Source organism: Pseudonocardia hierapolitana, assembly GCF_007994075.1.
Classification (GTDB): domain Bacteria; phylum Actinomycetota; class Actinomycetes; order Mycobacteriales; family Pseudonocardiaceae; genus Pseudonocardia; species Pseudonocardia hierapolitana.
The window spans coordinates 4,890,630-4,910,299 of sequence record NZ_VIWU01000001.1 but is presented as its reverse complement, the minus strand read 5'-3'; the positions used below and the strand labels follow the sequence as shown (position 1 = coordinate 4,910,299).

At 72.8% G+C, this 19,670-nt stretch carries 20 protein-coding genes; 7 read left to right on the top strand and 13 right to left on the bottom strand.

The features are described 5' to 3' along the window. Positions 1–27: 27 nt before the first annotated feature. The 5 genes from FHX44_RS23475 to FHX44_RS23455 form a co-directional block, all read right to left on the bottom strand. Positions 28–312 (bottom strand): hypothetical protein, encoded by a 285-nt coding sequence (locus FHX44_RS23475; protein ID WP_212612614.1) that lies wholly within the window; start codon positions 310–312, stop codon positions 28–30. Then, complete coding sequence (locus FHX44_RS23470) at positions 312–2,093, bottom strand: 3-hydroxyacyl-CoA dehydrogenase family protein (protein ID WP_281287906.1); 1,782 nt, start codon at positions 2,091–2,093, stop codon at positions 312–314. Before FHX44_RS23470 ends, FHX44_RS23475 begins: the two co-directional genes overlap by 1 nt. Before the next feature lie 147 nt (positions 2,094–2,240). Beyond that, positions 2,241–3,722: an aldehyde dehydrogenase family protein gene (locus tag FHX44_RS23465; protein WP_147257764.1), complete on the bottom strand. Its 1,482-nt coding sequence runs from the start codon at positions 3,720–3,722 to the stop codon at positions 2,241–2,243. Between the two features lie 297 nt (positions 3,723–4,019). Further along, positions 4,020–4,679: an endonuclease NucS gene (gene nucS, locus FHX44_RS23460; protein WP_147257763.1), complete on the bottom strand. Its 660-nt coding sequence runs from the start codon at positions 4,677–4,679 to the stop codon at positions 4,020–4,022. Positions 4,680–4,697: 18 nt separating this feature from the next. Continuing rightward, positions 4,698–5,672, bottom strand: a complete 975-nt coding sequence (locus tag FHX44_RS23455; protein ID WP_147257762.1) for a helix-turn-helix transcriptional regulator — start codon at positions 5,670–5,672, stop codon at positions 4,698–4,700. A 43-nt stretch (positions 5,673–5,715) separates the two neighbouring features. Between FHX44_RS23455 and FHX44_RS23450 the strand changes: the two genes are divergently transcribed. Then, a complete protein-coding gene (locus tag FHX44_RS23450) occupies positions 5,716–6,246 on the top strand; it encodes an NUDIX domain-containing protein (protein ID WP_147257761.1) in 531 nt (176 codons plus the stop codon). A 165-nt stretch (positions 6,247–6,411) separates the two neighbouring features. On the opposite strand, the gene FHX44_RS23445 is transcribed toward FHX44_RS23450, so the two are convergent. From FHX44_RS23445 to FHX44_RS23435, 3 genes are all read right to left on the bottom strand, one after another. Further along, entirely contained in the window at positions 6,412–8,229 is a 1,818-nt protein-coding gene (locus FHX44_RS23445; protein WP_147257760.1) for a hypothetical protein, read from the bottom strand. A 114-nt stretch (positions 8,230–8,343) separates the two neighbouring features. Further along, positions 8,344–9,585 carry a cytochrome P450 family protein gene (locus FHX44_RS23440; protein ID WP_212612613.1) on the bottom strand — a complete coding sequence of 414 codons (1,242 nt, stop codon included), beginning with the start codon at positions 9,583–9,585 and terminating at the stop codon, positions 8,344–8,346. A gap of 30 nt (positions 9,586–9,615) precedes the next feature. Beyond that, complete coding sequence (locus FHX44_RS23435) at positions 9,616–10,314, bottom strand: TetR/AcrR family transcriptional regulator (protein WP_147257759.1); 699 nt, start codon at positions 10,312–10,314, stop codon at positions 9,616–9,618. A 100-nt stretch (positions 10,315–10,414) separates the two neighbouring features. On the opposite strand from FHX44_RS23435, the gene FHX44_RS23430 reads away from it, so the two are divergent. Together FHX44_RS23430 and FHX44_RS23425 are read left to right on the top strand one after the other, a co-directional pair. After that, the gene (locus FHX44_RS23430) at positions 10,415–11,185 is read left to right on the top strand and encodes an enoyl-CoA hydratase-related protein (protein ID WP_147257758.1); all 771 of its coding nucleotides are present in this window, start codon (positions 10,415–10,417) and stop codon (positions 11,183–11,185) included. Positions 11,186–11,228: 43 nt separating this feature from the next. Continuing rightward, entirely contained in the window at positions 11,229–12,083 is an 855-nt protein-coding gene (locus FHX44_RS23425) for a transporter substrate-binding domain-containing protein (protein ID WP_147257757.1), read from the top strand. Here the strand turns inward: FHX44_RS23425 and ehuA are convergent. Genes ehuA through ehuB form a run of 4 tightly spaced genes read right to left on the bottom strand, consistent with a single transcriptional unit; the run spans position 12,080 to position 15,119 of the window. Continuing rightward, positions 12,080–12,841: an ectoine/hydroxyectoine ABC transporter ATP-binding protein EhuA gene (ehuA, locus tag FHX44_RS23420; protein WP_147257756.1), complete on the bottom strand. Its 762-nt coding sequence runs from the start codon at positions 12,839–12,841 to the stop codon at positions 12,080–12,082. The two genes, FHX44_RS23425 and ehuA, sit on opposite strands and share 4 nt — an antisense overlap. Positions 12,842–12,845: 4 nt before the next feature. Further along, positions 12,846–13,499, bottom strand: coding sequence for an ectoine/hydroxyectoine ABC transporter permease subunit EhuD (ehuD, locus tag FHX44_RS23415; protein ID WP_425469149.1), 654 nt, complete (start codon positions 13,497–13,499; stop codon positions 12,846–12,848). After that, positions 13,499–14,200, bottom strand: coding sequence for an amino acid ABC transporter permease (locus FHX44_RS23410; protein WP_147257755.1), 702 nt, complete (start codon positions 14,198–14,200; stop codon positions 13,499–13,501). Before FHX44_RS23410 ends, ehuD begins: the two co-directional genes overlap by 1 nt. Positions 14,201–14,207: 7 nt before the next feature. Continuing rightward, positions 14,208–15,119 carry an ectoine/hydroxyectoine ABC transporter substrate-binding protein EhuB gene (gene ehuB / locus FHX44_RS23405; RefSeq protein ID WP_147257754.1) on the bottom strand — a complete coding sequence of 304 codons (912 nt, stop codon included), beginning with the start codon at positions 15,117–15,119 and terminating at the stop codon, positions 14,208–14,210. Between the two features lie 268 nt (positions 15,120–15,387). Between ehuB and FHX44_RS23400 the strand changes: the two genes are divergently transcribed. The 3 genes from FHX44_RS23400 to FHX44_RS23390 all read left to right on the top strand — a co-directional run bounded on the left by FHX44_RS23400 (position 15,388) and on the right by FHX44_RS23390 (position 17,149). Next, entirely contained in the window at positions 15,388–16,389 is a 1,002-nt protein-coding gene (locus tag FHX44_RS23400; protein WP_147257753.1) for an alanine--tRNA ligase, read from the top strand. Positions 16,390–16,461: 72 nt separating this feature from the next. Then, a complete protein-coding gene (locus FHX44_RS23395; RefSeq protein WP_147257752.1) occupies positions 16,462–16,869 on the top strand; it encodes a DoxX family protein in 408 nt (135 codons plus the stop codon). 52 nt (positions 16,870–16,921) lie between these two features. Beyond that, positions 16,922–17,149: a hypothetical protein gene (locus FHX44_RS23390; protein ID WP_147257751.1), complete on the top strand. Its 228-nt coding sequence runs from the start codon at positions 16,922–16,924 to the stop codon at positions 17,147–17,149. A gap of 9 nt (positions 17,150–17,158) precedes the next feature. On the opposite strand, the gene FHX44_RS23385 is transcribed toward FHX44_RS23390, so the two are convergent. Further along, positions 17,159–19,153 (bottom strand): protein meaA, encoded by a 1,995-nt coding sequence (locus FHX44_RS23385; RefSeq protein ID WP_147257750.1) that lies wholly within the window; start codon positions 19,151–19,153, stop codon positions 17,159–17,161. Between the two features lie 143 nt (positions 19,154–19,296). Here FHX44_RS23385 and FHX44_RS23380 point away from each other — a divergent pair, with 143 nt between their 5' ends. Beyond that, positions 19,297–19,614: a hypothetical protein gene (locus tag FHX44_RS23380; RefSeq protein WP_246170546.1), complete on the top strand. Its 318-nt coding sequence runs from the start codon at positions 19,297–19,299 to the stop codon at positions 19,612–19,614. Positions 19,615–19,670 lie beyond the last annotated feature (56 nt).

Below are 19,670 nucleotides of genomic sequence, written 5' to 3'. Positions count from 1 at the left end.
CCGCATCGAGACCGCGACTCGCGCGTGCTATCGGCCTCCCGGCCGCCGCCGCGCGCGGGCCTCCCAGCAGGCCCGGTGCCAATGCCTACGGTCTGTGACGGAGCCCAGCTCGTCGGCAGGCCATGCCACGACGTGCCCGGTGCCGGGGCGGATCAGCTGCTGGCAGCCCGGACAGCGGTAGTCCTTCCCGGCCGCCGAGCCGGGCACGCTGCGCACCACCCAGTCGCCGTCGGGACCGGACTCGCGGCGCGTGACGGCCGCCGAGCGCAGCGGGACGTGCTCCGTACGGCGGGGACGGTTCGAACGGGGCACTAGCGGGGGTTGTAGTCCCGGAACCCGTGGCCGGTCTTGCGACCCAGCCGACCGGCCGTCACCAGGTGTTCCAGTAGGGGCGCCGGCGCGAACCCGGAGAGCCGGAACTCCTGGTAGAGCGTGCGCTCGATGGCCAGCGACACGTCCAGGCCCACCACGTCGAGCAGCTCGAACGGGCCCATCGGGAGCGCGCAGCCGGTCTTCATCGCCGCGTCGATGTCATCGGCCGTGGCGTAGTGCGCCTCCAGCATCTTGACCGCGTCGTTGAGGTACGGGAAGAGCAGCGCGTTGACGATGAACCCGGCCCGGTCCCCGCACGAGACGGCGACCTTGCCGAGCCGATCGCACAGTGCGATCGCGGTGGCGGCGACGTCGGCCGAGGTGGTGATCGTGGAGACGACCTCCACCAGCTTCATCACCGGCGCCGGGTTGAAGAAGTGCAGGCCGAGCACGTCCTGCTGGCGGGTGGTGGCCGCCGCGCACTCGACGACGGGCAGCGACGACGTGGTGGTGGCGAGGATCGCGCCCGGCTTGCAGATCTCGTCGAGCGCTGCGAAGACGGCCCGCTTGACGTCGAGCTCCTCGGCGACCGCCTCGACCACGAGGTCGACGTCGGCGAAGTCCTCGAGACGCGTGGTGGTGGTGATCCGGCCGAGCGCGGCGTCCCGGTCGGCCTCTTCGAGCTTGCCGCGCACCACGGCCTTGTCCAGGGACTTGCGGATGCCCGCGAGCGCACCCTCGGCCTTCGACGCGCTGCGCCCGCGCACCAGGACGTCGAACCCGGCCTTCGCGAAGACCTCGACGATGCCCGAGGCCATCGTGCCCGTGCCGACCACGCCGACCCGCTGCACCTCGCGCACCGGTACGTCCGCGGGGATCTTCGAGGCCGGGGTGAGCGCGTCGGGCACCACCTCGGAGCTGTGCGGCTTGGCGTAGGTGTAGAAGCCCCGCCCGCTCTTGCGCCCGAGCAGGCCCGCGGTGGTCATCTGCTTCAGGATCGGCGCCGGCGCGTGCAGCGGGTTGCGCGACTGCCGGTACATCGTGTCGAGGATCTCGTAGGACGTGTCGAGCCCGATGAGGTCGAGCAGCGCCAGCGGGCCCATCGGGTAGCCGCAGCCGTAGCGCATGGCGGCGTCGAGGTCCTCGCGGGTGGCGTAGCGCGCCTCGTACATCCGCGCGGCGTGGTTGAGGTAGCCGAAGAGCAGGGCGTTCGCGATGAACCCGGCGCGGTCGCCGATGACGACCGGCACCTTGTCCAGCGACGCGGCGAACGCGCGGGCGTCCTCGATCACGTCCGGCTCGGTGACGACCGTGCGGACGAGCTCCACCAGCTTCTGCACCGGCGCCGGGTTGAAGAAGTGCATCCCGACGACCTTGCCGGGCCGGCCGGTGCGCACGGCCAGCTCGGTGACCGACAGCGAGGAGGTGTTGGACGCGAGGATCACGTCGGGCCGGCACACCCGGTCGAGCTCGCCGAGGACCTGCGCCTTCAGGTCCAGGTGCTCGGGCACCGCCTCGACCACGAGGTCGGCCTCGGCCAGGTCGGCGAGCGACGTGGTGGTGGTGATCCGGCCGATGAGCTCGTCGGCGGCCTCCTGGGTGAGCTTGCCGCGCCCGACCGCCCGTGCGGTGGACGTCTCCAGGTGCACCCGCCCGCGCTCCACGGCCTCGGCGTCGACCTCGGCGGCCAGCACCCGCAGCCCGTTGCGGGCGAACACCTCGACGATGCCCGCTCCCATCGTGCCCAGGCCGACGACCCCGACCGTCCGGAACTCGCGCACGCTTGACCTCCCGCTTCCCCGAGGGACGAACCGCCGCGATCCTCCCATCCGGGGCAGGACGCGGCCGCGGACTGTGACCGCTGTATCAATTGCCTCCGCTTCGCTTCGGCGAGCTCGCAGGCCTTCGAGGCGCTGCCCTCCCGCTCGCTACCTCCCGTGGCGGACGCGCACGAGCCCGACCAGCGCCTTCATGGTGCCCGCGGCGCGGGAGAAGCTGGTGACGGGCACGGGCAGCGGGAACCGCTGGCTGGCCACGGCCTGCGGGCGGGCGAACTCGCGCAGCCCGTCCTCACCGTGGATGCGCCCGAAGCCCGAGTCACCCACTCCCCCGAAGGGGAGGCCCGGGATGCCTGCGAACGAGATCACCCCGTTGACGGCGACCATCCCGCAACGCAGCCGCCCGGCGATCTCCTCACCGCGCGCCCGGGAGAACACCGACGCCCCGAGGCCGTAGGCGGTGGCGTTGGCGCGCAGCACCGCCTCGTCGACGTCCGGCACGCGGTTCACCACCAGCAGCGGACCGAAGGTCTCCTCCGTGACCGCGCAGCTGTCCTCGGGAACGTCGACGATCACGACGGGCTCCACGAACGGCGGCTGCACCGACTCGGCCCCGCCGACGACCGCCCGCCCGCCGCGGGCGAGCGCGTCCTCGACGTGGCGGCGCACGATGTCGACCTGCGTCGGCATCGTCATCGGCCCGTAGGCGCCGCCCGAGCCGGACCGCAGCCCGCGGGACTTCGCCACGACCTTCGCGACGAACTCCTCGGCGACCGCGTCGAGCACGTAGACCCGTTCCACGCCCGCGCAGGTCTGGCCCGCGTTCGACATGCCGCCCCACACGGCCGCGTCCGCCGCGGCGTCGAGGTCGGCGTCGACGTCCACGATCATCGGGTCCTTGCCGCCGCACTCGACGAGAACCGGCGTCAGGCTCTCGGCACACGCGGCCATCACGCGCTTGCCGGTGGCCGTCGACCCGGTGAAGGCGATCTTCCCGATGCCGGGGGCGCGGCAGAGCGCTGCGCCCGTCTCGCCGAAGCCGGTGACGACCTGCAGCACGGGGCGCCCGTCGACGATCTCGGCGAACGTGTCGGCGAGTGCCACGCCGACGCCCGGGGTGAGCTCGCTCGGCTTGAACACCACCGCGTTGCCGGCGGCGAGCGCGTAGGCGATCGAACCCATCGGCGTGAACACCGGGTAGTTCCACGGTCCGATCACGCCGATCACGCCGTACGGCCGGTACGTCACGCTCGCGGCCTGGTTGCCCATCAGCAGGCCGGGAGCCACCTTGCGGCGGCCGAGCACCTTCTCCGCGTGCTTGGCCGCCCAGTCGAGGTGGTCGATCGCGAGGACGAGCTCGAGGCGCGCGTCGTCGAGCGGCTTGCCGGTCTCCTCGACCACGACGGCGGCCAGGTCGTCGAGCTTGCGCACGAGCGCCGTTCGCCAGGCGAGGAGGAGGCGCTTGCGCTCCGCGGCGCCGATCCCGCCCCACCACTGGGCGCCCGAGGCCGCCCTGGCCACCGCGGCGCGCACCGCGGCGGCGTCGTGCACCGGGTGCGTGCCCACGACGTCGCCGGTGCGCGGGTCGAGGGACTCGAAGGTCGCCGGGGCAGGCGCTTCGGTGGCGGTCATTACTCAAGAGTAGGGCGCGCGGCTCGGCCCGCACAGGCCGACGAGGGCCCGCCCGGGCCTATCCCTCGCGCTGGGGCGGGACGAAGCCGGATGGGGGGACCCGCACCTCGCACGGCGCGTGCGCTCCCGCGAGCCGCCGGTCCGTCGTCACGAGCGGACAGCCCAGCTCGTCGGCCAACGCCACGTACAACCCGGCGGTGACCCGGATGTGCTCGCGGAAGGCGAATGCCCGCCGGAGGTGGGCAGCGGACGGCGGGACCACGTGCTGGGGACCCCCCCAGTGTGCCCCCCAAGATCTCAGAACAGGAGCAGGTCGTCCCGCTGCATGCCGCGCAGGGCGTCGTAGTCGACGGTGACACAGCGGATGCCGCGGTCCTCGGCCAGCGTGCGCGCCTGGGGCTTGATCTGCTGCGCCGCGAACACCCCGGCGACCGGCGCGAGCAGCGGGTCGCGGTTCATGAGCTCCAGGTAGCGCGTGAGCTGCTCGACGCCGTCGATCTCGCCGCGGCGCTTCACCTCCACGGCCACCGAGCCGCCGTCGGCGTCGCGGCACAGCAGGTCCACGGGGCCGATCGCGGTCATGTACTCCCGGCGCACGAGCGTGTAGCCCTCGCCGAGGGTCGTGGGATGGGCGGCGAGCAGCTCCTGCAGGTGCGCCTCGACGCCGTCCTTCACCAGCCCGGGGTCGACGCCGAGCTCGTGCTTCGAGTCGTGCAGCACCTCGTCGATCGTGATCACGAGCGACTCCTCTGCCTTGTTGCGCACCGTCCACACGCCGGGCTGTTCCTCGAGCCAGCACGGCGGGCTCATCCAGTTCAGCGGCTTGTAGGCGCGGTCGTCGGCGTGGATGCTGACCGACCCGTCGGCCTTGACGAGCAGGAGCCGCGGCGCCATGGGCAGGTGGGCGGTGAGCCGCCCGACGTAGTCGACCTGGCACCGGGCGATGACGAGACGCACGGAGCCGAGCGTAGGGGGTCAGCGCGGCGCGTTGCGGGCGGCCAGCGCCATGCCCGCCGCGGCGAGCCCGGCCCGCAGCTCCGGCGGGTCGAGACCCTCGACCTCCCCGCCGAGCGCGGTGAGCTGGCCGGCCGCCACCTCGATGCTCTCGACGTCGAGCTCCAGCTCGCACCACCCCTCGGCGTCCGGCGGGCCGGCGTGTGCGATCGCGCGCAGCGCGGCGTCGTGGTCGACCGCGCGCGGCAGGATCTTCAGCCCGAGCCGGCTCACCCGCAGGCGAACCGTGGTGCGCAGCATCTGGCTCTCGAAGCGGCCGGCAGCGCCCGCCCACCACTCGGCCAGGTCGAAGTCCACCGGGCGCTCGAAGCGCTCTCCGGTGGCCTGCGCGTCGGCGATCCGGTCGACCCGGTACGTGCGGACGGTGCCCTCGACGCGCGCAGCCAGGTACCAGGTGCCCGCCTTCAGCACGAGCCCCAGCGGGTCCAGGGTTCGCTCCACGACCTGATCCCGACCGCGCCGGTAGCCGATGCGCAGCCGCTGCTGGTCCCACACCGCCTCGGCGACGGCGGCCAGCTGGGTCACCTGCTGCGGGGTGTGGAACCAGCCGGGCGCGTCCAGGTGGAACCGCTCCGCGACCGCTCGCGCGTGCTCCTGGAGCTCCGCGGGCAGCGTCGCGAGGAGCTTGGCCTGCGCGCCGGCGAGCGCCGCGCTCATCCCGAGCTCGGCGAGCACCTGCGGGGCGCCGACGGCGAAGATCGCCGCCGCTTCCTGGGCCGTCAGACCGTCCAGCCGCGTCCGCCAGCCGTCGAGCATCCGGATCCCGCCGCCCCGGCCGGGCTCGGTCCACAGCGGCACTCCCGCCGCGGACAGCGCCGCGACGTCGCGGTAGATCGTGCGCTCCGACACCTCCAGCTCCCGGGCCAGCTCGGCCGCCGTCGCCCCGCGCCTGCGCTGCAGGGTGAACAGCAGGGTGACGAGCCGGGACGCGCGCACCCCGGAATCGTGCCCGATGCGGCCACCGGGCACGGTGGGTGGCGTGGAGAGGATCAGCAGCCGGCAGGTGTACGCCAACTCGTGGATGACCGTCCGGGAGGACACCGTCCGGCGCGAGGACGGGACCGAGGGGATCTACGGGGTCGTCGACAAGCCGACCTCGGCCATCGTCATCCCCCGCGACGGCGACCGACTGCACCTGGTGGAGCAGTTCCGCTACCCGGTCGGGAAGCGGCGCTGGGAGTTCCCGATGGGGACCGCGCCCGATCGCGCCGAGGTCGACCCGGCCGAGCTGGCCGCGCGCGAGCTCGCGGAGGAGACCGGCCTCGTCGCGGGACGCATGGAGTTCCTCGGCGACCTCGACCTCGCCCCTGGCACGTCCAGCCAGCGCGAGCACGTGTTCCTCGCGACCGACCTGCGCGAGGGTCCCATCGGCCGCGAGGACAGCGAGCAGGACATGCGGGCGCGCTGGTTCACGGTCGCGGAGTTCGAGGACATGATCCGGCGCTCCGAGGTGGTCGACGCCCAGACGCTCGCCGCCTACCTCCTGTTGGTGCTGCGCGACCGCGCGTGACCCAGTGCCCCGAACCGGAAGTCCACCACATAACTCGACGGCCCAGCTCCCCGCTGAGCACACCGGCGAACCGCCCGAGTACGCCCGGTACGAGGCCGGCCCGCCGGCGCACTCAGCGGAAACCTGGATCCGCCGATTTATGCACCGGACTTCCGGTTCGGGACACTAGTTCGTCGTGACCGTCACGCAGAGCTCGCCACCGCCCGCCCTGACGGTGATGGGCTGGTTCACCGACTCGTCCGGTCCGAGCTCCTCCCGGTCCTGCAGCACGTAGTAGGTGCCGGGGCGCAGCCGGATCGTGCTCGACGGCCTGCCCGCCGCTCCTGGGCACGACTCCGTTCCCGCGGCGTACGAGGCGGGACAGCCGGGGCAGGCGGGCAGGGTGACCTCCTGCGCCGTCGGCCCGGCGACCAGCACCCGGACCTCGGTGCCCGCCGCGTTGTAGACGAGCACCGGCTCGCTCGCGGGCGCGTCGATCGGTGCGGGGAGCGGCAGCGGCACGCCCGCGGCCCGGCCCACCTCGGCGGTGATCAGGGCCGAACGCGCCTGCGGGACGGCGGGGTCGTTCGGGTAGTCGGTCATCAGCGCCTCGAAACGATCAGTGGCCCCGCTGTAGTCCCCGGCGCTGAAGTTCGCGAGCGCGCACTCGGAGAGCGAGCGCGCCCGGTTGCCGTTGGCCACCGCCGCGACGCCCGCCGCGTCGGGCAGCGTGATCGCGTAGTCGAGCACGGGCAGCGCGTCGCAGAACCGCCCCTCGACGAACGGTGAGTTGGCCTCCGCGAACGTGTCGAGGACGGCCTGCGGGACCCCGGCGGCGGTCGAGGTGTCGGCGAGCTCCCGCCCCACCAGCAGCAGATCGTCCATCGCGGCGCGCATCGCGTCGGCCCGGGCGTCCCCGGCGGCCCCGGCCATCGTCGCCCGCGCCGCCGATGCCCGCTCGACGTGCGTGGCCGCGAGGTCCTCGCGCACCTGCGCGGCGCCCGGCTCGCTGCCGAGCTCCTGGAGCAGCTCGCGGTAGCGGCTGATCGCACCGCCCAGGTCACCCGCGCCACGCAGCACCCCCGCCCACGCGAGCAGCACGCGTCGCGTGCCCTCGCGGGCGAACGGCTCGAGCAGGCTGCCGGCGTGGTCGCGCCGGAACGCCTGGTAGGCCGCCACCGCCCCCGCGAGCGCACCGGCCTGCTCGGACTGCTGGGCGCCGAGGAAGGCCGCGCACTCGGCACGCCGCTGCACCGCGGCCGGGACGTCGCGGCTCAGGGTGAGCTCGTACGGCCCGGCGAGCGCGTCGAAGGAACGGTTCGCCTCCGCGCAGTCGGCCCGGCCCTGGGCTTCGAGACCGGCCGAGTACGTGGCGCGCGCCGCGCCCGCGTACCCGATGTGGCTGCCGACGATCACGACGACGGCCACGAACCCGAGCGCGACCGGCCGCAGCCACTGCGCGCGCGTGGCAGGCCGCGGGAGCGTGCGGGCCAACCCCCATGCGTCCGCCGCCGTGGCGACGGCCCACGTCGCGGCGAGGATCCGCCACAGCCACGGTGTACCGGACGCGTCGTTCGCGTAGGCCACCCACACCATCAGCGCCACGATGACGAGGCAGGCGGTGGCACGCAGCCAGCGCCGCAGGTAGAGGTATCCAAGCCCGAGCCCGGTGAGGTTGAGCAGCACCGCGGCCGCGGCCGACCACCCGACCTGCTCGGGTGGGGGCGACGCGTTCGGTTCCTCGTTCCGCGTCGGGTTCGACGGGTTGGAGATCGATACCGTGGAGACCGCCACCGCGGGGCTCGACCCGGCCGGCAGGTCCACCGTCGGCTCCGCCTCGTCAGCGGGCGCCTCGAGCGGTTCCTCGGGCGGTTCCTCGAGCGGTGTGGCCTCCGGCTCCTCCGGTTCCCGCGCCTCCGGCGGCTCGGTGTCCACCGGCGAGATCTCCACGGTCTCGTCGCGACCGCCTCCGCCCGAGGCTTCGCCGGTGCCGTCGCCGCCCATCGCCCTCACCCCTCTCCAGCCCCCTCACCGGAGAGAGTTGACCACCGACGGCCGGGGAGCAATCCCCAGTCGGGATCCGGGCGTGGACGGCGACGGCACCCAGTTCGCGAGCGGCTACCCCAGCCGCACCGGGAGCCGGGCGAGACGCCGCATTCCGGGCACCGGCACCCACTCGGGTTCGGCGTCGGCGAGGGCGAGCCGGGGGAACCGCTCGACCAGCGCCCGCAGCGCCACCTCGCCCTCCTGCCGGGCCAGGGCGGCCCCGAGGCAGTAGTGGAAGCCGTGCCCGAACCCGACGTGGCCCTCACCGCGCCCGGCCGGCCGCCGCGTGACGTCGAGCCGCTCCACGTCCGCGTACTCGCGGGGGTCGTGGTTGGCCGATACGAGCACCGGCTGCACGACCTCGCCCCGCCGGATCGTCACGCCCCCGAGCTCCACGTCCTCGGCCGCGTAGCGCATGCGCGCGAGCTGCACGGGCCCGCACCAGCGCATCAGCTCGTGGATGGCGCCGGTCCACAGGCCCGGGTCGGCGCGCAGCAGTGCGAGCTGGTCGGGACGGGTGAGCAGCGCGAGCGTCGCGTTGCCGATGAGGTGCGCGGTGGTCTCGTGGCCCGCGATCACGAGCGTGATGATCATGGTGACGAGCTCGTCGGCGCTGAGCCGGTCGCCGTCCCCCTCCTGCACCTGCACCAGGGCGGTGAGGAGGTCGTCGGCCGGCTCGGCGCGACGGCGGGCGATCTGCTCGAGGACGTGGCCGACCATCTCGCGGGCGGCCGGGCCGACGGCATCGGGCTGCATCCGCATCAGCGCGCTGCTCCACCGGTGCCAGGCCGGCCGGTCCTCCTCCGCGACACCGACGAGCTCGCAGATCACCGTGATCGGCAGCGGGTAGGCGAACTCGGCGATCAGGTCGACGGGTTCCGCAAGACCGGCCATGCGGTCCAGCAGGCCTGCGGTGATCTCCTCCACGCGCGGGCGCAGTGCGCCGACCCGACGCACGGTGAAGGCTCGGGACACGAGCTTGCGCAGGCGGGAGTGGTCCTCGCCGTCGTGGTCGAGGATCGAGTCGGAGAAGTAGTGCGCGATGTCGGCGGGGAAGCCCGCCATCTCGATCAGCTTGTCGCGCACGCTGTCGACGCTCGTCCCCGGCACCGACCGGGCGCTGTTGACGAAGCGCGGGTCGGACAGGACCGTCCGCACATCGGCCTGCCGGGTGACGAACCAGGCCGGGCCGCCGTCCGGGGTCCGGCCGCGCACCACGGGCGCCTGTTCGCGCAGCTGCCCGTAGCCGCCGACCGGGTCGGCGATCAGACCCGGGTCCATGATGTCCGGTACGGCAGGTGGCGTCGCGGTCATCGGGTCTCCGTTTCCCCGCGCGTGGCCGGATCAGCGGACACGGCGGCTCCACTCCTCGTCGATGTGCACGAGCAGCGCCCGGTAGCGCTGCGCGATCTCGGGTGCGATCCGCTCGAGCACGGCGGCGGGCGGGTCGGGCACCTCGAGGGCGGCGGCGAGGGTGCGCTCGAGCAGGTCGGCGCGCGCCTCGCCCTCCAGCTGGGGGATCCTGCTCCCGATCCCGTCGACAACCACGAAGCCCGTGCCGACCGCGGAGAAGGCGTACAGGGCGGAGTCGGCGTCGTACCCGGGACGGAGGCAGCCGCCGTCGGCGAGCAGGCGGAAGTGCTCGACGATGGCCTGCTGGCGGCGCGTGGTGAACTCGCCGAGGGTGTCGGCCGCCTCGTGCGCGAGCCTCCCGAGCACCTCCACGTCTCCCATGTAGAGCGACCGCGTGACCGGGTCTGCCGCCATCTCCTCGTAGACGTGCCGCATCATGCGGCTCGGGAGCACCTCACGCGGGTCGGCGGCCATCCGATCGGTCATCCGCTCGACGACATCGCGGTGCACCCGCATCAGCACGCTGAGGAAGAGCGCGTCCTTCGACCTGAAGTGCAGGTAGACGGTGCCCTTGCCGATCCCGGCATGGCGGGCGACGTCGTCGATCGTCACCCGCTGGTAGCCCCAGCGCACCAGCAGCTCCGCCGCACTGTCGAGCACCCGCTCGACGCGCGGTTCCGGTGCCGCCATGTCCCCACCTCAGAACTCCGTGACCAGATTTGCTCATCCAGTCATGCGGTCACCGTACGACCTCTGGGCGGGCACGGCAACAGCGGGCTACCGTCAGGACATGGGCGACTACGAGCACCTGCTGGTGAAGCAGGACGGTCCGACCGTCCGGATCACGATGAACCGACCCGAGCGGCGCAACACGCTCACCGAGGCCCACCTGCGCGAGCTGCTGGACGCGTTCGAGACCGCGGGACGCTCCGACGCCACCGGCATCGTGCTGGCGGGTGAGGGCAAGGCCTTCTCTGCGGGACACGACTTCGCCGACGTCGCCGCCCGTGATCTCGCGGGTGTGCGCGACCTGCTGCAGCTCTGCACGCGGGTGATGCGCACGGTCGAGTCGGTGCCGCAGGTCGTGATCGCCCGCGTCCACGCGATCGCGACGGCCGCCGGCTGCCAGCTCGTGGCGTCCTGCGACCTCGCCGTCGCGGCGGAGTCGGCGTCCTTCGCCCTCCCCGGCGGCAAGGGCGGCTGGTTCTGCCACACGCCCGCCGTGCCGGTCGCCCGCAACATCGGGCGCAAGCGGCTGATGGAGATGGCGCTCACCGGCGACGCGATCGACGCGCACACGGCCGCCGAGTGGGGCCTGATCAACTACGCCGTACCGGACGCCGACCTCGACGCCCGCGTCGACGAGCTGCTCGCCCGCGCCACCCGGGGCAGCCGGTTCGGGAAGGGCGTGGGGAAGCAGACGCTGTACGCCCAGCTCGACCGCCCCGAGGCCGACGCCTACGCGATCGCCGTCGAGGTCATGGCCTCCCTGTCGCAGTCCCCGGACGCGAAGGAAGGGATGTCGGCGTTCCTGGAGAAGCGCGCACCGGTCTGGCGTTGATCCACCCGTCCCTGCCGCGGCGGCGACACCTACGCTGTCCGGGATGCTTTCCCGACGGCGGCTCCTCGCGCTCGCCGTCCCGGCCTGCGCTGCCGTGGCCTGCGGTCGGCCGTCGGGCAGCGCTCTGGAACGCGCCCGTGCGGCGGGCGCGATCCGCATCGGGATCTCCGGCGAGCACCCCTACTCCTACACCGACGCCGACGGCCGCGTGACCGGTGCGCAGCCGGAGGTGGCCCGCGTCGTGCTCGAACGCATCGGGGTGCCCGGCCTCGATGCGGTGCAGGTGCCGTTCCACGAGCTCGTGCCGCGGCTGCGCGAGGGGCAGTTCGACCTCGTGGCCGCCGGGATGGCGGTCACGCCCGACCGCTGCCGCGAGATCGCCTTCACCCGCCCCGACTTCGTGGCGTACCCGGCGTTCCTCGTGCGCGAGGGCACCACGCAGCGGGTCGCGTCGTTCCGGGACGTCGCCCGCTCCCGCGTGCGGCTCGCCGTGCTCGCCGGCGCGATCGAGATCGACTACGCGCGGGCCGCCGGTGTGCCGGACGACCGGTTGGAGATCGTCGACAGCCCGTCGGAGCTGTTCCGCACCGTGGCCGACGAGCGCGTGGCCGCCGGTGCCCTCACCAGGATCTCGCTGGTGGACGCGCTGCGCCGCAACCCCGGCTCAGGGCTCGCGGTCACCGACGCCGTCGAGCCCGTGGTGGGCGGGCGCCGGGTCGTCCCCGGCGCCGCCTTCGCCGCCCGCATCGGGGAGACCGACCTGCTCGCGGCCTTCGAGCGCGAACTCGCGGCGATGCAGGCCTCCGGCGAGTGGCTGCGGATCACGGAGCCGTTCGGGTTCACCCGCGACAACCTCCCACCGCCCGACCTGACGACGGAGGCCCTCTGCCGGCCCTAGCGGGCCAGGACCGCCTTGAGGAACTCCTGCGTACGTGGGTGGTCCGGCTCGGTGAAGAGCTTCCCCGGCGGCGCGTCCTCGATCACCTGACCGCCGTCGAACATCATCACCCGGTGCGAGAAGTCGCGGGCGAAGCCCATCTCGTGCGTGACACAGAGGATGGTGATGTCCGTGCTCTCCCCGATGTCGCGCAGGAGGGCGAGCACGCCGGCCACCAGCTCGGGGTCGAGCGCCGAGGTCACCTCGTCGAGCAGCAGGACGTCGGGTTGCATGGCGAGCGCCCGCGCGATCGCCACGCGCTGCTGCTGCCCACCCGAGAGCCGGGACGGGTGCTCGTCGATCTTCTCCCCCAGCCCGACCAGGTCGAGCAGCTCCTTCGCCCGCGCGTTCGCCTCGTCCTTCGACAGTCCGAGGACGCGGGTGGGCGCCTCGATGAGGTTGCCGCGGACGGTCATGTTCGGGAAGAGGTTGAACTGCTGGAACACCATCCCGATGCGCTTGCGCACCTCGCGGGAGTGCTTCTCGTCGGCCGGGACGAGCTTGCCGTTCTTCTCCATGTGCGACAGGCCCTTGCCCGCGACCTGGATCGTGCCGCCGGTGACGGACTCCAGGCACATCAGCAGCCGCAGGATCGTGGTCTTGCCCGACCCGGACGGCCCGATCAGCGTGACGTGCTCGCCGGGGGCGACCGTGAAGCTGAGGTCGGAGAGCACGACGTTGTCGCCGAACCGCTTCTCGACCTCGTCGAACACGATCATCGGCTCAGATGGTTCCGACACGGCGTTCCAATCTCCGCACCAGAAGGGACGCGGGGTAGCTCAGCAGGAGGAAGAACAGGCCCGCCATGGTGTAGGGCTCGACGTAGCGGAAGTAGGTGTTGCCAGCCTCCTCCGCCCGCCCGACCACGTCCAGGACGCTGATCCCGACCAGCAGCGGGACCTCCTTGAACATCGAGATCACGTAATTGCCGAGCGCGGGAATCACCCGCGGGACCGCCTGCGGCAGCACCACGCCCGTCCAGACGCGGGAGCGCGGGAGGCTCAGCGCCGTCGCCGCCTCCCACTGGCCGCGGGGAACCGCGTCGATGCCCGCCCGGTACACCTCCGACGTGTAGCACGCGTAGTGCACACCGAGCGCGATGACGCCAACCGCCAGGCCGGGCAGGACGATGCCGAACACCGGCAGCCCGAAGTACAGGAAGAAGATCTGCACCAGCAGGGGCGTGCTGCGGACGAACTCGACGAAGAGGCGCACGACGATCGCCACTGGGCGCGGTCCGCGCTGCAGCACCGCGAACACCAGGCCGAGCAGCATCGCGACGATCGATCCGAGCACCGTCGCGACGAGCGTGAGCCCGAGCCCCTCGATCAGGGCGGGCAGGATCGAGAACGCGTAGTTCCAGTCCCAGACGGTCATCAGTGGGTCCCCGCCAACGCTCGCTGGGCTCCGCGGGTCAGGCGGCGGCCGAGCCGCGCCGCGGTCGTCCGCTCCAGCGCCCGCATCACCGCGGTGACGACCAGCGACATCACCAGGTAGTAGAGCAGGAGGAGGAGCATGATCTGGATGACCCACGGGTTGAAGTTCGGGATGAGCACCTCGGTGGCCTGCCGGGTGATCTCCGGGATGAACACGAACGACAGGATCGACGTGCTCTTGAGCAGCTGGATGAACAGGTTGTTGAACGGCGGGATCATCTCGGCAACCGCCTGCGGGAGGATCACCCGGCGCATCCGCTGCGCGGGCGAGAGGCTGAGCGCGAGCGCACCTTCGTACTGCGCACGCGGCACCGACTGCACGGCCCCCCGGACGATCTCGGCACCGTAGGCGCCGTGGTTGAGGCCGAGCACGGCCACGCCACCCCAGAGCGGGATGAACTCGAACCCGACCAGCACGGGCAGCGCGAAGAAGATCCAGAACAGTTGCACGACCTCGGACGTGCCGCGCAGGCCCTCCACGTAGATCCGGCTGATCACGCGCACCCACCGCCACGGGGACAGCAGCGCCAGCCCCGCGACGAGCGACAGCACGATCGTCAGGACGATGCCGCCGATCGTCGCGATCAGGGTGTACGGCAGGCCCTGGTTGAGGATCGACAACCAGGTGCCGATGTTCTCCACGGCCGGCTCAGGCCGAGCAGAGCTGCTCGGTCGTCAGCCCGTCGGCGGGCAGGTTGTCCGCGGAGAAGCCGAACGGGCTCGCGGCCGTGAGCCAGCGCCCGTCGTCGTGGGCCTTCTGCAGCTCGGTGTTGAACGCCTCCCGCAGATCGTTGTCGGCCTGCCGGAACACGAAGCCGCCCGCGGAGACGACCTCCTGCCCGTTCTCCGTGGGTGTGAAGCCGTCGGTGACCTCGACTCCGGCGTTCGGGTTCTTCCCGGCCAGCCACTTGAGCGAGATGTCGGTGAGCGCCGCGGCGTAGGCGCGCCCCGAGGTCACCGCCTGCAGCAGCGCGTTCTGGTCGTCGTACACGCTGATGTTCCCGGCGGGCACACCGGCGGCCTCGGCGTATCCCTGCTCGACCGCGGCGCTGAGCACGGCGAGCGGGACACCCTTGGCCGCGACGTCCTCGAACGTGGCGACCTGCTGGGGGTTGCCCGTGGGCACGAGGAACGCGGTGAGCGCCGAGTAGTCCGGGATCGAGAACGCAGCCTGTCCGCAGCGCTCCGGGGTGATGTTCATCCCCGCGCAGACCATGTCGTACCGGTTGGCGTTCAGCGCCGGGATGAGCGAGCCGAAGTCGACCTGCTCGGCCTGCACCTCGCCGATGCCCATGGCCTGCAGCACCACGCGGGCGACCTCGGGTGCCTCACCGGTGACGCTGCCACCGACGTCGGTGAAGCCGTACGGCTCCTCACCCGCGATACCGATCTTGATGGTGCCGGCGCTCCGCGCGCGCTCCAGGACGCTTCCACCCCCGCCCCCGGGGCCACCGCCCGTGGCCTGGCACGCCCCCAGCACCGTCCCCCCACCCAACGCGACCGCCCCGGCCGTCGCCGTACGGCGGAGGAAATCCCGTCTGCTCCAGCCCTGCTGACTCATGTGGCTCTCCTTCCCGTCGGACGGCGGCCCCCTCCGGCCACCGGCGTCGACGTCCGAACGTAGGTGAACTCCACCTGGGAGCATTCACCCGGGCGCCCTAGAGCACCACTCGTTACGCGACCGCAATGACCAGGACCTATTCGGCGCAACTTCACTCGATCGGACGCCATGAACGGCGGCGGATCGGGGTACGCCTAGCGTCTTTCCTGACGGTCCCGGCCCGGGTCCCGCCGCGCCCGCGGGCTCCGGATGCGACAGGATCGGGGCCATGCTGCGCATCGCCGGGCTACCGGTCTGGGTGGGCCCGTCCGACGTCGTCGCGGGGGCCCGTGCCGTCGTGGGCTGGAGCGACGAGGCCGTGCAGGTGGTCTCCTCCCTGCCGGCGCGGGTGACAGGCCTGCTCGACGAGGCCGACGGACTGGTCCGGCGGATCACCGCCGTGGCCGACCGCGCCGACGTCATCGTCGAGCGCACGGACGGGATCATGCAGGCCGTCGACGAGCTGCTCGGCACGGTGCGGGGGGCGGTGGGGCGGGTCGACGAGGTGCTCCGCGACGCCGACAACATGGTCCGCACGGTGGACGCCCTGCTGCGCGAGGTCCGCACCGTCTCCGATGCGGCGAGCACGCTGGTCGCACGTGCTGGAGGGGTCGCCGAGGACGCGGCGGGGCTCGTCGGCCGGGCCGGCACGGTCGCCGACGACGCTGCAGGGCTCGTCGCACGCGCCGACGGGGTCGCCGAAGGTGCCGCCGTCCTCGTCAGCAAGGCGGGCTCCGTGGCCGACGACGCCGCGACGCTGGTGTCCGGGGCCGGCACCGTCGCGGAGGACGCGCGCACGATCGTCGCCACGGCGGGCGGCGTGGCCGACAGCGCCGGTGTGGTGATCGGCAAGGCCGCGGCGGTGGCCGACCGAGCGGACGGTGTGATCGACCGGGCGGCGGGCGCCGCGGACGGCGCCTCCGAGCTGCTCGCCGTCTACCAGCCGATCGCGCAGCGGGCCGCCCCGCTCGCGGAGCGGTTCGTGCAGGAGTTCTCCGAGGAGGAGGTCCACGCCGCGGTCCGGCTCGTCGACCAGCTGCCACAGCTCACCGAGCACATGGAGCGCGACATCATGCCGATCCTGGCCACGCTCGACCGCGTCGGCCCCGACGTCCACGAGCTGCTCGAGCAGCTCAAGCAGGTGCGCCAGGCGATCCAGGGCATCCCCGGCCTGCGCTTCTTCAGCCGCCGCGGCGAGCGGGACGACGCCGAGGAGAACAACCCCGGCTGAGCACCGATGAGTTCCGGGCGCGCCGGCGGTCCATACACCGACCGCTTCCACCCCACACGTACGGAGCCCTCGATGACCGCCACGACCGCCACCCGCCCCACCACCGGCCGCGTCGCCCACGTCGCCCTCTGGACGCTGCAGGTCCTCCTCGCCGCCGTCTACGCGTTCTCCGCGTTCGGGAAGCTCACCGCCGAGGCGCAGAACGTCGCCGGGTTCGAGGCCATGGGCCTGGGCACCACCGGCATGTACGTCATCGGTGCGCTGGAGCTGGCCGGCGCGATCGCGATGTTCGTCCCGCGCCTCACCGGCCTCGCCGCCACGTGCTTCGTCGCCCTGATGATCGGCGCGGTGGTCCTCACGCTGGCGATCGGCGGAGGCGCGCTGGTCGCGATCCCGGCGACCGTCGGCGTCGTGGCCGCGGTGGTGGCGTGGGGCCGCCGCGACAGCACCCGGCGCCTGGTCGCGCAGCTCCGCCGCTGACGCACCACCAGGCCGCCGCGTCCGCCGGGTTATCCCGCGGCCGGGGGGACGCATGGGTGTGGAGGAGGCCCCGGCCGTGGTCGCCGGGCGCTACCGGCTGTGCGACGTCGTCGGTGCGGACGGCATGGGCGCCGTCTGGCGAGCCGTCGACGACCTGTGCGAGATCGCCGAGACCGCGGCCCGCGGTGCCGTCGCCGCGCTGGCCGACGGGGTGATCGGCACCCGCCCGGCAACGGCGCTGGCCACCGCCGCCGCGCGCAAGCTGCCGCCGCCGAGCTGACCGCGCGGCTCAGCCCGCGTCGTGTGCCGCGAGAACGAGCGAGACGATCTCGTCCATCATCGCCGTGAGCTGGTAGTCCTTCGGCGTGAACACCGCCGCCACGCCGCGCTTGCGCAGCTCGGCGGCGTCCTCGGCGGGGATGATCCCGCCGACCACCACCGGCACGTCGTCCGCACCCGCGGCACGCAAGCCGCCGACCACGGCGGGCACGACCTCGAGGTGGGACCCGGAGAGCACCGAGAGGCCCACCACGTGCACGCCCTCCTGCACGGCCGCGGCCACGATCTGGGCGGGCGTGAGCCGGATGCCCTGGTAGACCACCTCGAACCCGACGTCGCGGGCCCGCACGGCCACCTGCTCCGCGCCGTTGGAGTGCCCGTCGAGGCCGGGCTTGCCCACCAGCATCCGCAGCCGCGACCCGATCGTCTCGCTCGCGGCCCGCACGCGCTCGCGCACCTCGGCGATCTCGGTGGCCGCCGAGCCCCCGACCACCGCGGCGGACACCCCGGTGGGGGCGCGGAACTCGCCGAACACCTCGCGCAGCACCCCGGCCCACTCACCGGTGGTGACGCCGGCCTTCGCGCAGGCGATCGAGGCGTCCATCAGGTTCGCGTCGGTCTTGGCCGCGTCGCGCAGCGCGTCCAGCGCCGACTCGACGGCGGCGGCGTCCCGGCCCGCCCGCCAGGCGCGGATCGCCTCGATCGCGGCGGCCTCGGTGGCCGGGTCCACCGTCTCGATCGCCGCGGCGCCCTCTGCCTGCAGGGGGCTCGGTTCGGTGGTCTGGAACCGGTTGACACCGACCACCACGTCCTCGCCGGCCTCGATGCGCCTGCGCCGCTCGGCCAGTGCGCTCACCAGCTGCCCCTTGATGTAGCCGGACTCGACGGCCGCGACGGCCCCGCCCATCTCCTGCACCCGGTCGATCTCGGTGCGGGCCCCCTCGACGAGCTCGGCCACCTTCGCCTCGACGACGCGGCTGCCCTCGAACAGGTCCTCGTACTCCAGCAGGTCGGTCTCGTAGGCGAGCACCTGCTGCATGCGCAGCGCCCACTGCTGGTCCCACGGGCGGGGCAGGCCGAGTGCCTCGTTCCACGCGGGCAGCTGGATCGCGCGCGCCCGCGCGTCGCGCGAGAGCGTGACGGCGAGCATCTCCAGGACGATGCGCTGCACGTTGTTCTCCGGCTGCGCCTCGGTGAGCCCGAGCGAGTTGACCTGCACGCCGTAGCGCAACCGCCGCTGCTTCGGGTCCTGCACGCCGTAGCGCTCGCGCGTGATCTCGTCCCAGAGGCGGGCGAGGGCACGCATCTTGCACATCTCCTCGACGAACCGCAGCCCGGCGTTCACGAAGAACGAGATGCGCCCGACGACATCGCCGAACCGCTCCTGCGGCACCTGCCCCGAGTCGCGCACGGTGTCGAGCACGGCGATGGCCGTGGAGAGCGCGTACGCCAGCTCCTGCGGGGGCGTGGCCCCGGCCTCCTGCAGGTGGTAGCTGCAGATGTTGATCGGGTTCCACTTCGGGATGTGCCGCACCGACCACGCGATCGTGTCCGAGATCAGCCGCATGCTCGGCGCAGGCGGGAACACGTACGTGCCGCGCGACAGGTACTCCTTGACGATGTCGTTCTGCGTGGTGCCGGCGAGCTGGTCGCGCGGCGCGCCGTGCTCGTCGGCCACCGCGACGTAGAGCGCGAGCAGCCACATCGCCGGTGCGTTGATCGTCATCGAGGTGTTGGCCTCGGCCATCGGGATGCCGTCGAAGAGGGTCCGCATGTCCCCGATGTGGCTGACCGGCACGCCGACCTTGCCGACCTCACCCTTCGCGAGCTCGTCGTCGGGGTCGTAACCGGTCTGGGTCGGCAGATCGAACGCGACCGAGAGCCCGGTTTGTCCCTTGGCCAGGTTGCGACGGTAGAGCGCGTTCGACTTCTTCGCGGACGAGTGGCCCGCGTACGTGCGGATCACCCAGGGGCGGTCGCGCTCGCGGTCGGTCGGGTACGGCACCGGGCACCTCCGCGTCGAGATGGGCGAGAAAGCCGATGCTACTGGCGCGTAGCCCCCGCAGCGCCGCTTCACGAGCGGCGTCACACCCTCGGATCGATCCAGGTGGATAGGCGGATTCGCAGGGTAGGACGGACAATCGAGGAGTGCCAGACGCCCGGCTCACCATGATCCTCGGCGCGGTCCTGATGCTCGGGATCGTGCTGCTCGCGCTGCGCTGGACGTTCGGCACCGGCCGGGACCAGCCCGCGCCGCACGTGCCCGATCCGGACGACCCCACCGGCGACGGCCTGCTCACCGAGGTCTCCCGGGTGCCGACGGAGGCCGCGGCGCAGGTGCTGCGCTCCCGCCTCGCCGATGCCGGGATCCGCTCGACCGTCGGGCGAGCGGGAGAGGGCTACCGCCTGCTCGTGTTCCGCGCCGACCTGGTGAACGCGCGGCTGGTCGTCGGTCGGAGCCGGTGATGGCGGACGAGGTGGTCGTGCTCCGCACCTCGGGAGCACGACCACCTCTCCTACCC